General features: G+C 70.1%; 11 protein-coding genes. 3 read left to right on the forward strand and 8 right to left on the reverse strand.

Translation table 11 applies throughout. The features are described from left to right. Positions 1 to 422 precede the first annotated feature (422 nt). Complete coding sequence (locus tag ACFYXU_RS20440; RefSeq protein ID WP_389459086.1) at positions 423 to 932, forward strand: SUKH-4 family immunity protein; 510 nt, start codon at positions 423 to 425, stop codon at positions 930 to 932. A 24-nt stretch (positions 933 to 956) separates the two neighbouring features. On the opposite strand, the gene ACFYXU_RS20445 is transcribed toward ACFYXU_RS20440, so the two are convergent. Beyond that, complete coding sequence (locus ACFYXU_RS20445; RefSeq protein ID WP_389459088.1) at positions 957 to 1,241, reverse strand: transposase; 285 nt, start codon at positions 1,239 to 1,241, stop codon at positions 957 to 959. Beyond that, the gene (locus ACFYXU_RS20450; protein ID WP_389459090.1) at positions 1,208 to 2,014 is read right to left on the reverse strand and encodes a hypothetical protein; all 807 of its coding nucleotides are present in this window, start codon (positions 2,012 to 2,014) and stop codon (positions 1,208 to 1,210) included. Before ACFYXU_RS20450 ends, ACFYXU_RS20445 begins: the two co-directional genes overlap by 34 nt. 1,044 nt (positions 2,015 to 3,058) lie before the next feature. Here ACFYXU_RS20450 and ACFYXU_RS20455 point away from each other — a divergent pair. Then, positions 3,059 to 5,521 carry a SpoIIE family protein phosphatase gene (locus tag ACFYXU_RS20455; RefSeq protein ID WP_389459092.1) on the forward strand — a complete coding sequence of 821 codons (2,463 nt, stop codon included), beginning with the start codon at positions 3,059 to 3,061 and terminating at the stop codon, positions 5,519 to 5,521. A gap of 12 nt (positions 5,522 to 5,533) precedes the next feature. Here the strand turns inward: ACFYXU_RS20455 and ACFYXU_RS20460 are convergent, their stop codons facing one another. The 6 genes from ACFYXU_RS20460 to ACFYXU_RS20485 form a co-directional block, all read right to left on the reverse strand. Further along, on the reverse strand, positions 5,534 to 6,250 hold the full coding sequence (locus ACFYXU_RS20460; protein WP_389459094.1) for a DUF2993 domain-containing protein: 717 nt from the start codon (positions 6,248 to 6,250) through the stop codon (positions 5,534 to 5,536). 122 nt (positions 6,251 to 6,372) lie between these two features. Then, complete coding sequence (locus ACFYXU_RS20465; protein WP_389459096.1) at positions 6,373 to 7,914, reverse strand: protein kinase; 1,542 nt, start codon at positions 7,912 to 7,914, stop codon at positions 6,373 to 6,375. A 260-nt stretch (positions 7,915 to 8,174) separates the two neighbouring features. Continuing rightward, positions 8,175 to 9,734 carry an MFS transporter gene (locus tag ACFYXU_RS20470; RefSeq protein WP_389459098.1) on the reverse strand — a complete coding sequence of 520 codons (1,560 nt, stop codon included), beginning with the start codon at positions 9,732 to 9,734 and terminating at the stop codon, positions 8,175 to 8,177. A 12-nt stretch (positions 9,735 to 9,746) separates the two neighbouring features. Next, the gene (locus ACFYXU_RS20475) at positions 9,747 to 10,796 is read right to left on the reverse strand and encodes an amidohydrolase family protein (RefSeq protein ID WP_389459100.1); all 1,050 of its coding nucleotides are present in this window, start codon (positions 10,794 to 10,796) and stop codon (positions 9,747 to 9,749) included. Between the two features lie 232 nt (positions 10,797 to 11,028). After that, on the reverse strand, positions 11,029 to 11,820 hold the full coding sequence (locus ACFYXU_RS20480) for a 2-keto-4-pentenoate hydratase (RefSeq protein WP_389459102.1): 792 nt from the start codon (positions 11,818 to 11,820) through the stop codon (positions 11,029 to 11,031). Next, positions 11,817 to 12,449 carry a TetR family transcriptional regulator gene (locus ACFYXU_RS20485; protein WP_389405841.1) on the reverse strand — a complete coding sequence of 211 codons (633 nt, stop codon included), beginning with the start codon at positions 12,447 to 12,449 and terminating at the stop codon, positions 11,817 to 11,819. The genes ACFYXU_RS20480 and ACFYXU_RS20485 overlap by 4 nt, the downstream gene beginning before the upstream one ends. 137 nt (positions 12,450 to 12,586) lie before the next feature. Between ACFYXU_RS20485 and ACFYXU_RS20490 the strand changes: the two genes are divergently transcribed. Beyond that, positions 12,587 to 14,188 carry a bifunctional 3-(3-hydroxy-phenyl)propionate/3-hydroxycinnamic acid hydroxylase gene (locus ACFYXU_RS20490; RefSeq protein WP_389459104.1) on the forward strand — a complete coding sequence of 534 codons (1,602 nt, stop codon included), beginning with the start codon at positions 12,587 to 12,589 and terminating at the stop codon, positions 14,186 to 14,188.

Consider the following 14,188-nt stretch of genomic DNA (forward strand, 5'->3'; position numbering starts at 1 on the left):
ACCGGCACCCGCAGCCGGTCTGCGGTCTCTGACTCATCGCACATCTCGCGCATCGCTCACTCCGATGTCACGGTGGCGTGGTCCGTCGACCGGGGGCGCCGAAGCGATGACGAAAATCTCGATGATTCCGAACGCCAGGCTGTCCTCGGGCTCGCCGAGGACAGCCCCACGGCAATCGTCAGCTACGAACCTGCTGAGCAGGACGGGTGCTGGGGCGCCGTAGGCGCTTCAGGTGACGGGGCCGATGCCGAGTCGCTGAAGCCATACCCGGAACTCGGCTTGGGCTTTCGTCCCTTACTCACTACGTACAGCCAGGCCCTGAGCGAGGGTACTGAACTTGAATGCGTGATGTCGGGGCTGGACTGGTCCGTCTAGCGGGTCCATGGGTGTTGCCGGGCAGCCCGTCGGGAGAGGATCGTCCTGTGAGCCAGCCCCTGCCGCAGTTGCCGAAGCCCGAGTTCGTCTTGACCCGCGTCGAGGTGCCACCCGAGGTGCCCAGCCGGATCGCTGTCAACCTCCGGGACACCGGCATCCCAGTCGGGTTGATCGGATACGAGTACCGGCTGCTGAGCGAGCCGGTGTACCTCGGGGGAATCAGCAAGCGGGGGCTGGTCGTCATCGCGACGAGTGGCCTGTTCGGTCGCATCGGCGTCGAAGTGGCCAGTGGTCGCGTGGTGGAGGTTCCCACGATCGAGTCAGCGACGGCCAGTCACGTAAACAGAGACCTCGACTCCTTCAGCCGATGCGTTGAGGCCGTGATCGCACGCTGGCCGTTCTACGCGGTGGACGACGAGGAGAGGTGCGATGGGGTGGCGGAAGAGTTGCGCGATCTCGTCTCCGGCATCGACGAGACCGCTCTGGTGACGAACGGGTTCTGGGAGACGTTCTGTGATGACGTTCAGATGGGGGACTACGCGGACTGGGACGAGTGATGCGGGACCTATCCCCGTATTCGGTCAGCCGTCCAGGCTCAGGCCAGTGGTAGCGATGCACCCATCGACGAGGTCAGGGGGGTACTGGATCTTCTTGAGTCGACGTTTCACAGCCCTGGTGATCTCGCCGAGGTCCGCGGCGGCCAGGTTGCCCAGGTCGCACTTCACCAGTGCCCAGATGCCCTCGGTCGGATTGAGGTCAGGAGCGTAGGCCGGGAGTTGGAACACGGTCAGCCATTCGGGGTTCGCCGCAATGAACGGCTTCATCCAGGCAGTCAGGTGGAGGCGGACGTTGTCCCAGACCAGCACGATCGGACCCCCGAGCTGGATCCGGGCGCGGACGACCAGGTCGCGGACGTCGCGCCAGCCGAAGCCCTTCGGCTCGTCCTTGCGGCCCCGGTACTCGCGGTGTAGGTGTTCCAGCCACCGCCGATGCGCTGGCGAGCCTTGAGCGGCTTGTCGGGGAGGCCCGTGCTTTCGTGCTGCCAGAGCACACCGGCCTTGTCACGGGCGAGGACCGTGGTCCGCCGGTAGTCCTCGGGGGTGCCCTTGGCGAAGCGGAAGGCGACGGGTCCGCTGCCGATGACGGCCCCGGCCCCGTCGGTCACTTCGAGGGTGGCTGTCAGGTTTCCCATCACGGCGGCACGGCTGTCGGCGTCGACACGGATGTCGTAGGTGAGCGTCGTGGCGGCCTCGGTGGCCGGGAACATGACCTCGTTGCCAGGGCTGTCCCAGGGACAGGGCCAGAAGGTGCCTCCGTTGACTGCGCAGGTCGGGGTGACGGGTTCGTAGGCCGGTGTGTCGACGTCGGGAAGCTCCCATGTCGGCTGCGGGAAGAGCAGCCGCGCCTTGACGGGGCCGGTGAGGCCGGCCGGGAGCGTGACCCTGATCCGGGTCGTCACCGCGCCTTCCTCGCCGGAGGGTACGGCCAGCGGGCCGCCCTCCTGGACGATCGTCCCGGTCCCCGTCGCCGCCACAGCCGGCGCTGGTGCGGCGACGGCCGCCGTCCCGCCCAGCACCACGGGTGCCGATCCGATGGCAAGCGCCGTCGCGATCGCCAGAGTCACACGCTTGCCTGTCACGGATCTCCCCAGAAGCCTTGTGGACGCGAGGAGGAGCGAACGCACTCCCCTTCACATGCAGGTCGCCTCTCGGACCCTCGAACGACCCAAAGGGTTGTGCCCGGACGTGGATCCGGCCCCCGCCGCGTCGAACCAGGCGCCGGCGAATTGACGGACGAGCACGCGAACGTCACCGCCCCCGACGTTCTCCACGGCGCCCGCCGCCCGCCGCGCGGCCGAGCCACCCGTGGACGAACTCCCGATCCCGCCGCAGTTCTCCTCTTCCGCTTCCGCGCCAAGTTCCTGGACGGCGTTCGAGAGCGGGCCAACCGCCTCATCGAGCAGTCCATGGAGGGATGGGACCGTGTCAGCCGGGGAGCCGCCCTCAGTCGGACCGGACTTGGACCGGAAACAGACCGGAAGGGCTGGTCAGGAGCGGATTGGCAGTGGGAGAAGCTGGGAGTTACGCCGCTTAGCTCATCTCGCGCTGGCCGACGCGAACGGTGGGCGCCTGCCTGGGTAAAAGACCAGTTCAGGCGCCCTTTCCTCTACCCCTAGAAGAAGCCGGGCTTCTTCGGCGAGTACGACACGAGAACGTTCTTCGTGTGCTGGTGGTACACGCCTCGCGTGGCCGCTGACCAGTGGAAACGGCAACGATGCGGCCAAGGGGCAGGCGGCTGGTCCGCGTATGGCCCGGATCTTGGTCGGCAGGACACGGACCCCTGACCGCCGGCCCACGTGTTTTGGTTCGCCCCACGTGCTCCCCAGGGCTATCGATACTCCCCAGATCCCCCGGGAAGCGCTGTGGCCGTTCGCGAGGCGCGTGAGGCGGCCGGAGCGCACGCGACGCCGTAGTGGCTCGAGCTCGCCCTTGCCGTGACGGCGCGCCTGGGGGAGGGGCCATCGAAGCCGTAGTTCTCCGCCTCGAGCGCAGCGGCCGACCGTACAGCTGGGGTGAGCGCCGCAGCCCCGTCGGAGGTCTCGCCTGATAGGCGTTCAAGACGTATCGAATGTCCGATTCTCCTATGATGGCCAGAGGGCGAGGCCAGAAACGGACTGATGCCGATGAGCGGACCCGTGAACGCCGAGGGGACCCGCGCGGGAGAGGAAGGGTCGCCGTCGGAGCTCTATCCCGCCACTGCCTGGGTGGACCGGGTGGGCACCGTCCAGCTGTGGAGCGTGGAGGCGGAAGCCCTCCTCGGATACACGGCGAAGGAAGTCTGCGGCACACCGGCGGTGGAGCTGCTGGCCACACGCGGGGACCGTGAAGCGGCGCTGGCCGGGCTCGCCCGGTCTGAGGCCGGGCAGAGGTGGGACGGCGTTCTCGGCCTGCGGCACCGCGACGGGCACGAGGGGAGGGTCGCGCTGCGCGTGCGTCCGGTCACGGACCGGGAGGGCCGGGCGGGATGGTCGGTCTCCGCAGGAGACGCTGGGCGGATCGAGCGGGCGGACGTCGACCGGGCGATGATGCGTGCCGTGTTTCAGCAGTATCCCGCCCCCATCGCCATCACGGACGACGAATCGCGGTACCGGTTGCTGAACGGGGCGGCAGAGCGAGCTGTCAGCCACCCCGGAAGCGAGTTCATCGGCCGGCACGTCGGCGCGGACACCTCCCACGTCGACTCCGGAGCGATCGACCGGGTTCTGCGGCAGGTGCGGGAGACCGGTGAGCCGGTCCTCGGCCTTCCGGTCCACGGAAGCCCTCAGTCCGGGTCGGACCGCGATCGGATGTGGTCGCTGTCCGCGTTCCGACTGACCGACCCGACCGACCGTCCCCTCGGCACGTGCCAGACGTACGTCGACATCACCGACGGGTACCGGGCCGAGCGGCACCTGGAACTGCTGACCAAGGCCGGAGCCGGCATCGGTGCCACGCTGGACGTGGCGCGTACCGCGCAGGAGCTGGCGGACGTCCTCGTGCCGGCCCTCGGTGACGTGGCCTGGGTGGCCCTGTCCGAGGCAGTGCTCGAGGGGGACGAACCCCCGAAGATGCTCGGTCCGGGGCAGTGGCATCTGCGCCGGATCGGCGTGGCTCCGCCGGGTGACGACTGGCCCGCCGGTCTGCCTGCCGTGGGCGTGGCTCCGTCAGCGCTGCCGGACCACCCGCTTCTGCGGAGAATCGGGCAGGGTGAGACGGTCCTGCTTCCTGACCGGGACAGCGTGATCGCCGCAGCGGAGGGGCACTCGGAGCTGGCCCCTCTGTTCGTCCCCGAGCACGGCCACTCGGCGATCGCGGCTCCGTTGTTCGCCCGTGGCCTCGTCCTCGGCACCGTGGTCGTCTGGCGCACCCTCCGACCCGGCTCCTTCGGCCAGGAGGACGCCGACCTGCTGACGGAGATAGCCTCTCGGGCCGCACTCGGTGTGGACAACGCCCGCCGTTACACGCGAGAGCACCGGGCGGCCGTCGCCCTGCAGCAGCGGCTGCTCCCCGCCGCCACCACCGACACCCCCGCGGCGGAGACCGTGGGGTTCTACGTGCCGGCGGGAGGCGGGGCGGAGATCGGCGGCGACTGGTACGACGTCATCGCTCTCCCGTCCTTCCGCGTCGCCCTCGTCGCGGGTGACGTCACGGGACACGGCCTGCCCGCCACCGCCACCATGGGGCGACTGCGCACGGCCGTCGACACACTGGCCGACCTGGAACTGGACCCGGACGAACTCCTCACCCACCTCGACGACCTCGTCCACCAACTCCAGACCGAGGCGCCCCACCAAGGGGACACCATCGGCGCCAGTTGCCTGTACGCCGTCTACGACCCCGTCACCTGCCAGTGCACCCTGGCCAGCGCCGGACACCCGCCACCCCTCGTGATCCGGCCCGACGGCACCGTCGATTCCGTCGAGATCTCTCCCGGACCGCTGCTCGGTGTGGGCGGGTTGCCGTTCGAGGCGACCACGTTCGACCTCGAACCCGGCAGCATCGTCGCGGTGTACACCAAGGGCGTCATCTACCGCGACGACCACGATCCCGACGCCGGTCTGCGACGACTGACCGACCGTCTCGCGCGGTTCGCCGGCCCCGGCCGTGGTCTGGACGGCGCGGGACGCGAGCTTCTCCGCAGCCTGGGCGACGCTCCGGCCCGCGACGACATGGCCCTGCTCCTGGCACGCACGCGTGCCATCGACCCGGGGAACACCGCGACCTGGGAATTCCCCGCAGACGCCTCCGTCGTCGCCGCCGCGCGTAGGGCGGCGGCCGGGCGGCTGGCCGCGTGGGGACTGGACGAGGTGTCCTTCATCACCGAACTGGTCGTGAGTGAACTCGTCACCAACGCCGTCCGGTACGCGGGCGGTCCCATCGGCATGCGGCTCATCCGGGGAGACGTATTGGTCTGCGAGGTCAACGATCCCAGCAACACCCAGCCGCGGCTGCGCCGGGCCCGGTGGTCCGACGAAGGAGGCCGAGGCTTGTTCCTCATCGCCCAACTCACCACTCGCTGGGGCAGCCGCTACACCCGGAGCGGGAAGACCATCTGGACCGAGCAGCCCCTCACCGCCGATTTCGACCTGCTCGACGTGCCGCCTTGACCGGCTCGACTTCTATGCGGTGCGCGGCTGCAGGTCGACATCACTCCCGGCCATGAGGGCAACGATTCCGTGGTCGGTGACGGCCACGGACCGGAGTGCGAGCCCTTCGGGCAGGTTGTCGAGCGGGGCCTGACGCTCCAGGGACTTCTCCAGCAGGGTGCGTGCGGCAGGAGGCACGTTCTCGGAGAGCCGGACGTCGTCGACCCCGATAGCTCTCGAGCCGGCGACACCGACGTGCGCGGAGGCCGAGACCTGTCCAAGCAGCGGGATCTGGGTGGTCGCCACCACTTGATCGTCGCCGTTGCCTCGGTTGATGTCGACCCCGTAGAAGGCCGAGAGGTCTTCGTACGCGATGGTCGCCGTGACCTCGGCCTTGTCGGCCTGCTCCCGCCCGCCCTGCTCTCGGCGTACGCCGTGCAGATGGATGGCGAGATCCTGAATGGTCAGGACGCGACCGTTCAGGGTGGCTGGAACCTGTGCGGCGTCGATGTCCGCCTCGGTGATCACCTTTCGAGCCAGTTGAAGTGACACGGGAAAGCCGTTCACACGCACCTGGGGAGCGGAGTTCAGGCCGATGTCCCGTCGAATCGAGTCGGCGATGCGGTCCTGCGCGTACTGTGTGGCCAGCACCTCGCTGCCGGCGGCGGTGAGCAGCGCCAGGGCCGCTGCGGCCCATACGTTCCGGCGACGCCTGCGCCGCGTTGCCCGGCCGTACTCTGGTCCGTTCATGTTCTCTCCTTCTAGAGACCCCGCAGCCTTGCGCCGCGTGTCGACGTGAGCCATCAAGAGCTTCTGATTGCCCATCAGGCGAGTTCCGCGGGGTGACGTCTGCTCGCCGCGGCGTCGGCCTGTCAGCGGTGGATCGGCGGTCGGCGGATCATCGGGCCGTTGCCGGTGGCCGTGGGTGACGTTGAGGGGATGCCGGGGCTGTTGCTTGAGGCACTCGGGCTGGGGCTTGGCGATTCGCTCGTCGGCCTGGCACTGGCGGGCTCCTCCGTTTCGGTCCGGGTGGCGAGGAGGACGGTGTCGCCGCGCTTCAGTCGCGTACCGGCGGTCGGGATGGTTCCGATCACGGTGCTGGCGCCGGCGGCACTGGAGCGGGGAGTGAGTGCGATGTTCAGGCCCAGCTCGGCCAGGTCTGCTCTGGCTTGTGCGAGGGACTTCCCGACCAGGTCTCCGGGGACGACGATGGTGGGGGTCGTGGGCTCCGTCGATGCATGAGGGCTCATCGGGCTGGCGCCGCTGCTGGGATCGGTGGCGCCTTCCAGACCACTGGCGGTGGGCTCTGGTTCGGGCGAAGGGCTTGCGGAGGAGGAGAAGGAGGAGGGCGAGGTCTGCGTGCGGGGGCCGGTGGCGTGCGTCGCATCCGGAGCCGCAGCGAGGACAGCGGTGACGACTGCGCCTGCGCCGAGGAGGGCCAACGCCGCGAGTGCCGCCCGTTGGGGACCGCGGGACCTCCTGGAGGGCCTCGGCGCGGTTGTCGTCTGTTCCTCCGGGAAGGTCGGCGCTTTCGCGAGCGTGATGTCCTGAGGAGGCGCGAGGTCGTGACGTCCGGGGGTGAGCAATGCGTCACGCATGGCCGCCGCGTCGGCGAACCGGTCGTCGGGACTCTTGGCCATGGCTCGGGCAAGAGCCGCCTGGACGTGCCCGGGCAGTTCCACTCCGAGGTCCCTCGGGGCGGGCGGCTCCGCGTACATGTGCTGGTAGGCGATGGCGAACGGGCTGTCCCCGGTGAAGGGCCGGCGGCCTGTGAGGAGTTCGTAGAGCATGCAGCCGGTCGAGTAGAGGTCGGAGCGGGCGTCGACGGGCCGTCCCTGGGCCTGCTCGGGGGACATGTACGCGGTGGTGCCGACGGAGATGCCCGTGCCGGTCACGCTCGTGTCGTGCCCGTCGGATATGTGGGCGATTCCGAAGTCCATGACCTTGACCAGCCCGTCGGCGGTGATCATGACATTGGCCGGCTTGATGTCCCGGTGGACCAGACCGGCCGCGTGGGCGCAGCCGAGTGCTTCCAGTGTTCCCGCGACCCAGTCGACCGCTTCCTGCGTCGAGGGTGGGGCCGACCTCAGCCGTTCGGCGGCCGTGTGTCCGGTGATGTGCTCCATGACCAGGAAGGGACGTGGGGGCGCTGTCGGAAGCCAGCCCGCGTCATGGACGGCTGCGACGCACGGATGGTTGAGGGAGGCGGCCGCGCGGACCTCGCGCTGGAAGCGGCTCTGGGCGACGTCGTCGAGGGCGAGCTGTGTGTGCATCAGCTTCACGGCGACCGCGCGGTGCAGGACCAGGTCGTCGGCCGACCAGACCTCGCCCATGCCGCCGCGGCCGATCAGCTCACGCAGCGCGTACCGGTCGCCGATCAGGCCGGCCCACGGGTCGTGGAGGGGGTACTGCATGACGGATACCTGCGGTCCTTCAGTGGTCAGGCTGACGGGGAGGGGTGCGGTGGGGTTTGCGACTCGGGTTGTCGGAAACCGCGTGGGGCTGTCTTCCGCTCGGCAACGGGAAGAGGGTGTACGGGTCCACCGACTCTCGTGCGGCGCCATCGGGGTGAATGAGAGCGGCCGAGGTGCGTCGTTGCCGCAGTCGGCGGCGCCGTTCGGAGCCGAGGGCCCTGCGCCACCAGAGGTCCGCAGGGCATCCGATCGCCAGCCGTTCAGTCCGACGTCGGTGGTGTCTTCGGCGCGCGGAGCAGGCACCCGACGGCTGCGGCGAGAACGATGACGCCGACGGCGACGAGCGAGGCGGACAGGCCGTCCATGAAGGCGGACTTGACGCCGTCCGCCAGGGCCGCGCCCCGGGCGCCGAGCTGGTCGGCGACGTGCAGGCCCGCCGCGGCGGAGTCGCGTGCGGCCTCGGCGGCTTCGGAGGGGAGTTGGTCGAGTGAGTCGGGCAGGTTCGCGCGGTAGTGGCTGCCGTAGATCGAGCCCATGAGGGCGATGCCGACGGCCGAGCCGACCTCACGGGTGGTGTCGTTCATCGCGGAGGCGACTCCCTGCTGGCCGCGGCCGAGCGAGCCGGTGATGGCAGACGTGCCCACGGCCCCGGACAGGCCGATGCCGAAGCCGGCCAGGACGAGTCCGCCGAGGAACGGCAGGTAGCCGGAGCCGACGTCGAGCCGGGAGATGACGAACAGGCCGGCGCTCAGCAGGAGCAGCCCGACGGTCATGGTGGCCTTCATCCCGACCCGTCGCACCAGGTGAGGGGTGGCCTGGGAGGTGGGCAGGACGACGACCGCGACGGGTACGAGGGCCGCGGCGGCCTTGAGCGGGCTGTAGCCGAGGATGAGCTGCAGGTACTGCAGGCCGACGAAGAAGAACCCGAAGACGGCCATGAACTGTACGAGGACGACGATCGCGCCGGCCCGGAAGCCGCGGATGCCGAACAGGGCGGGATCGAGCAGGGGGTGCTCACGCCGCAGGCCGAGCCAGGCGTACGCGGTGAAGGCCAGGACCGTGACCACGAGGGCGGCGATCACGACGGGCTCCGTCCAGCCCTGCTCGTTGCCTTCGATGATGGCGAAGACGAGGGTGCCGATCCCGACGGCGGTGCAGACGGCCCCGGGCACGTCGGGCGGGGACGGGTGCTCGTCCTTGGTGTCGGGCGACAGGAGGAGGGCGGCGACGGCGGCTAGCAGGGCGGTCGCGGCGCTGGTGATGAAGATCGACCGCCAGGAGAACCACTCCAGCAGGGCCCCTGCGGCGAGCATGCCGATGATGGCTCCGGCGGCGGCGAATCCGGACCAGGTGGCCACGCCCTTGACGCGCTGTTCGGGAGGGAAGGCGGCGGTGATCGTGGACAGGGTGCCCGGCATGATCATCGCGGCGCCCAGGCCCATGACGACTCGCCAGATGATGAGCGTGGTGGTGGAGTCGGCGAAGGAGGCGGCCAGGGAGGCGATGCCGAAGACGACGGTGCCCGCGACGAGGACGTTGCGGCGCCCGATGCGGTCACCGATGGCGCCGAGGGGCAGGACGAGAGCGGCCAGGGCGACGGTGTAGCCGTCGGCGATCCAGGTCAGTGAGGCGTTGGTGGCCGACAGGTCGATGGCGAGGTCGGGCAGGGCGAGGTTGAGCGCGGAGACGGAGGCGACGACGAGGACCAGGGACAGGCACATGGCGAAGAGGACGCCGTGGTGGCCGGCCCGGCCGGTCGCGACGTTGACCTGCCGGTCTTCGGGCTGGTCGTCGGAGGGGCGGTGGGGGGTGGTGGACATGAGGAACTCGTCTCAGTCGTTGCCCGGCTGGAGCAGTTTGAAGACCAGGCGCGCGGCGGAGCGCTGCACCGCGTGGCGCAGGCGTACCGGGGCCGGCAGGGCCGGGGGCGGCGTCGGGGGAGTGGCGGCCAGGCGGGGGAAGAGCGCTTCGGCGTTGGTGCGGTTGACGGCCGTGAGCGTGGTCGCGTCGACGTTGCCGTCGAGTCCGCCCGCGAAGTACTGCCCTGCGGGAGTGGGGGCGAAGGGCCAGTCGCTGCCGAAGAGGACGTGTCCGGGGCGGGCGAAGGCGAGCAGGGTGGGCAGGGCGGCGGGGCTGGAGGACAGTGCGGTGTCGAAGTAGAAGGAGCGGAAGTCGTCCAGTACGTCGAGCGGGCTGCGCGCGGTGTCGTTGGCGATGGTGAGGGCCATGCGGTGTGAGGAGTACGGCACGAAGCCGCCGGCGTGGCTGAGGATGAAGCGGATGTTCGGGTAGCGGCGTGGGATGCCGTTGCGGACCAGAAGGTAGGTGGCGCGGGTGGTGTCCAGGAGGAAGTCGGCGGCGAAGGCGGGAATGCCGTCGACCGGGGGAGCGGGCAGCTCGGCCGGGTGTATGAAGACCACCGCGCCGCGGTCGTCCAGCGTCCGCCACAGTGCGTCCTGGCCGTCCACGCCGAGGTAGGTGCCCCGGCTGTTGGCGAGCAGGGTCACGCCGTCGGCGCGCAGCTCGTCCAGTGCGCGCGCGGCCTCGGTGGCCGAGGCGTCGGTGTCGGGCATGGGCAGGGTGGCGAAGAATCCGAAGCGGCCGTGGTGGTCGGAGACCAGGCTCGCGCAGTGGTCGTTGAGGCGCCGCGCCAGGTCGGCGGCCTCGGCGGGTTCGGTGAGGAATCCGGTGCCGGGAGTGGAGACGGAGAGGATCGACGTGGTGGTGCCCAGCAGGTCCATCAGGTGCAGGGCGGACTGGGGGTTCCAGGCGGGCAGGGCGCGGCCGCCGGCGTCGGCGATGCCGGCCTTGGCGAGCTCGTCGCGGTAGAAGTCGGGCACCACATGCTGGTGGACGTCGATGCGCTGTGCCGAAGGGGACATGAAGGGGCCTTTCATGCGTTCTACGGGTTATGGCGGGGGAGTTCTTCCGCCCGGCGACCGTGCGCTGCCGACCCGGACGGCGCTCTTGGCATCGGTGCCCGGGGAGGCGAACGAGCCCGGTTCGGCGGTGGCGCCAGGGCCTTTGGGTGACCGGAGGGAGAGATCGGGGGTAGAGCGGATGCTCAGAGAGTCGCCGGTGTGGCCGCGATGTCTCAGAGGAGGCCGGCCGTCGTCAGATGAAGGACACCGACACGGAGCCGAGGGCTCCGAAACGTGCCTCTGCCTTCTGGCCGGCGCCGATGCAGGGGGCTGCGGTTATGGCGCCGGGCAGGATCACGTGCCCGGGGTCCAGCCTTTTGCCGTAGGCGGTGAGAGCGTTGGCCAGCCAGGCGACTGCGGCGGCCGGGTGTCCCATGACCTCATTGCTGCTGCCGGTCGCCACGCGGCTTCCGTCGACGAGCAGGTCCACGTTCACCGCAGCGAGGTCGGGTGCGTACGCCATCGGCGTCCAGGAGCCGCAGACGAGTCCCGCGCAGCTGGCGTTGTCCGCGACGGTGTCGGCGAGGGCGATCCGCCAGTCGCGGATGCGGCTGTCGACGATCTCCAGTGCCGGCGCGACCGCATCGGTCGCGGCCAGTACGTCACTGAGGGTTACGCCGGGGCCGTGCAGCGGCCGGGCGAGGCGGAAGCAGATCTCGGGTTCGACGCGTGGGGCGCAGTATCGGGCGGCGCGGACCGCCCCGCCGTCGCGGTGGAGCATGTCGTCCAGCAGATGCCCGAAATCCGGCTCGTGCACGCCGAGCAGATTCCGCATCGAGGCCGAGGTGAGACCGACCTTGTGCCCGATCACCGTCGAGCCGGTGGCCAGGCGGTGGGCGACGTTGTCCTGCTGGACGGCGTAGGCGTCGGCGAGATCGAGAGCGGGCCACCTCGTGGTGAGCGGTTCGACCGGGGCCGTGCGGCGCTCCGCCTCGCGGAGAAGCCGGGCGGCCTCCATCCGTCGCCAGGTGGCCGCCGGCCTCATGTCCCGCTCCTCGCCGCCAGGCGCGTCGCCGCCTCGTAGACCAGCTGGGCGTGCAGTTCGAACATCGCCACGAGGTCTACGGCGTCACCGTTGATCTCCCGCTGGACGAAGAGCCCGTCGGCGCCCGCGACGGCGTAGGTCGTCAGGGCGTGCACGGACTCCTCGTCGAGGTCCGGGACGAGTTCCCGGGCCATGTCGGCGATCTTCGCGCGCGCGATGTCGCGGACCTGGAGGAAGACCGTCCGGCCGCGGGGTTCGGCAGGACGCCGTTCGAGCGCGAGCATCAGACCGAGGCGGAGGAAGTCGGGGGCGTCGATCAGCGACTTGCCCACGATTCCCGCCATGGCGGTGACCCGTTCCAGCGGGGTCCCCGTCTCTTCGCTCGGAAGCTCCACGGCGGCGAGCCACGTCTCGAAGCTGCGCTCGATGACCGCGGCGATCAAGTCGTCCTTGTCCTTGAAATGCCAGTAGATCGAGCTGGCGGGCAGTCCGCACTTGGTGCTGACGGCCGCGATCGACGTGCCTTCGTATCCCCGCTCGCCCGCGATCTCGACGGCGGCGTCGAGGATGCGTTGCCGCGACTCCACTCCGTTCGCGCGCTTCTTGCGGGTCGTCTGCGGCTTTGTCATGGCAGGTGCCCCTCTGGTGTGCGCTTCTCGCCGGCTGCTTGACCCTATCCAGCGATAAGCCTACCGTAGCACTCGTTCCAATTGGAGTGAACACTACGGTAAGAATCGTGCAGCATGATCGACAGTGAGGTGGCCTGATGAGCGAGACCGCGGCCGGCGCAGAGACCGAGGACAGCGCCTACGACGTGGCGGTGATCGGGTACGGGCCCACGGGCGTGACAGCCGCCAACCTGCTGGGTGCGATGGGGCTGCGCGTCGTCGTCCTGGAACGGGACGCCGAGATCTTCACGCGCGCCCGGGCCATCTCCACCGACGAGGAGGTCGTCCGCATCTGGCAGCGGATCGGCCTGGCCGAGCGCCTCAAGCAGGACATGCTGACGGAGCGGCCGGTGGACTTCGTCGACGCCGACGGCCGTACGTTCCTCAGCGCCTCCCCCACATCACGCGGCCACGGGCACCCGCCGCAGATGTTCATCTACCAGCCGGCCCTCGAGCAGGTCCTGCGTGACGGTGTCGACCGCTACCCGAACGTGGAGATCCTGCTGCGCCACGAGTGCCTGCGCCTGCGCCAGGACGCCGACGGGGTGGAGTTGACCGTGGTCGGCACGGCCGACGACTCGGTCCACCGGCTGCGCGCCTCCTACGTGATCGCGGCCGACGGCGGCTCCAGCCTCACCCGCGCGCAGCTCAACATCGGGTACGAGGGCCGCACGTACGAGGACCGCTGGATCGTCATCGACACCAAGATGCTCAAGCCCTGGCCCGACCACGACAAGCTGCGGTTCCACTGCGACCCGGCCCGCCCGGCCGTCGACTGCCCGACCCCGCTGGACCACCACCGCTACGAGTTCCCCCTCCTGCCCGGAGACGATGAGAAGCAGCTGGTCACCGAAGACGCCGTGTACCGGTTGATCTCCCGGTACGGGATCGGCCGCGACAGCATCAAGGTTCTGCGCGCCACCGTCTACAGCCACCACGTCCGGTTCGCCTCGCGCTTCCGCGTCGGCCGGGTCTTCCTCGCCGGCGACGCCGCGCACGCCATGCCGCCGTGGATCGGCCAGGGCATGGCCGCCGGCGTCCGGGACGTGGCCAACCTCTGCTGGAAGCTGAACTCCGTCCTCCACGGTGAACTGCCCGAAAGCGTCCTCGACAGCTACGAGACCGAACGCAAACCGCACGTCAGGGAGGTCACCAAGCGAGCGGTGTTCGTCGGCCGCATGATCACCGAACGACGGCGCCCGGTCGCCCGTGTCCGCAATGGCGCCCTGCGGGCCTTGGACCGCATACCCGGCTTCGGCGACTGGCTGCAGGACTCGAACTGGATCCCCGTGGCCCGCTACGACGCCGGTCTGCAGGCCGGCCCGCGCACCAAGGCGACCGGGCACCAGATTCCGCAGCCCTGGGTGACTGGTGCCGACGGCGAACGCGTACGGCTGGACGACGCGCTCGGCGGCCGCTGGCTCCTGCTGTCTCTCGGCCGGCCCACCCCGCAGCCCGCGTGGGAGCGCCTCGGCGTCGAGTCGCTGGCCGTTCTGCCGGTGGGCTCGCGCCCGGCCGGCGGCGCGGTCGTCGACAGCGACGGCGTCCTGCTCCCCTGGCTGATCGAGCACGGTGTCACCACTGTGGCCCTGCGCCCCGACGCCTACGTCTACGCCGCCGCCCCCGTCGGTGCCCCGCTCCCGCCGCCCCCGGCTGGACTCGCCCCCGCGTCACGCCCGGCCACGACCATCGCCCAGTGA

The sequence above is a fragment of the Streptomyces sp. NPDC002232 genome (genome assembly GCF_042890295.1).
GTDB lineage: Bacteria > Actinomycetota > Actinomycetes > Streptomycetales > Streptomycetaceae > Streptomyces.

Coding starts and splice junctions, on each gene's coding strand:
- ACFYXU_RS20480 (WP_389459102.1), bottom strand. CDS start 11,820: ATGAGGCCGGCGGCCACCTGGCGACGGATGGAGGCCGCCCGGCTTCTC.
- ACFYXU_RS20455 (WP_389459092.1), top strand. CDS start 3,059: ATGAGCGGACCCGTGAACGCCGAGGGGACCCGCGCGGGAGAGGAAGGG.
- ACFYXU_RS20475 (WP_389459100.1), bottom strand. CDS start 10,796: ATGTCCCCTTCGGCACAGCGCATCGACGTCCACCAGCATGTGGTGCCC.
- ACFYXU_RS20490 (WP_389459104.1), top strand. CDS start 12,587: ATGAGCGAGACCGCGGCCGGCGCAGAGACCGAGGACAGCGCCTACGAC.
- ACFYXU_RS20470 (WP_389459098.1), bottom strand. CDS start 9,734: ATGTCCACCACCCCCCACCGCCCCTCCGACGACCAGCCCGAAGACCGG.
- ACFYXU_RS20460 (WP_389459094.1), bottom strand. CDS start 6,250: ATGAACGGACCAGAGTACGGCCGGGCAACGCGGCGCAGGCGTCGCCGG.
- ACFYXU_RS20465 (WP_389459096.1), bottom strand. CDS start 7,914: ATGCAGTACCCCCTCCACGACCCGTGGGCCGGCCTGATCGGCGACCGG.
- ACFYXU_RS20485 (WP_389405841.1), bottom strand. CDS start 12,449: ATGACAAAGCCGCAGACGACCCGCAAGAAGCGCGCGAACGGAGTGGAG.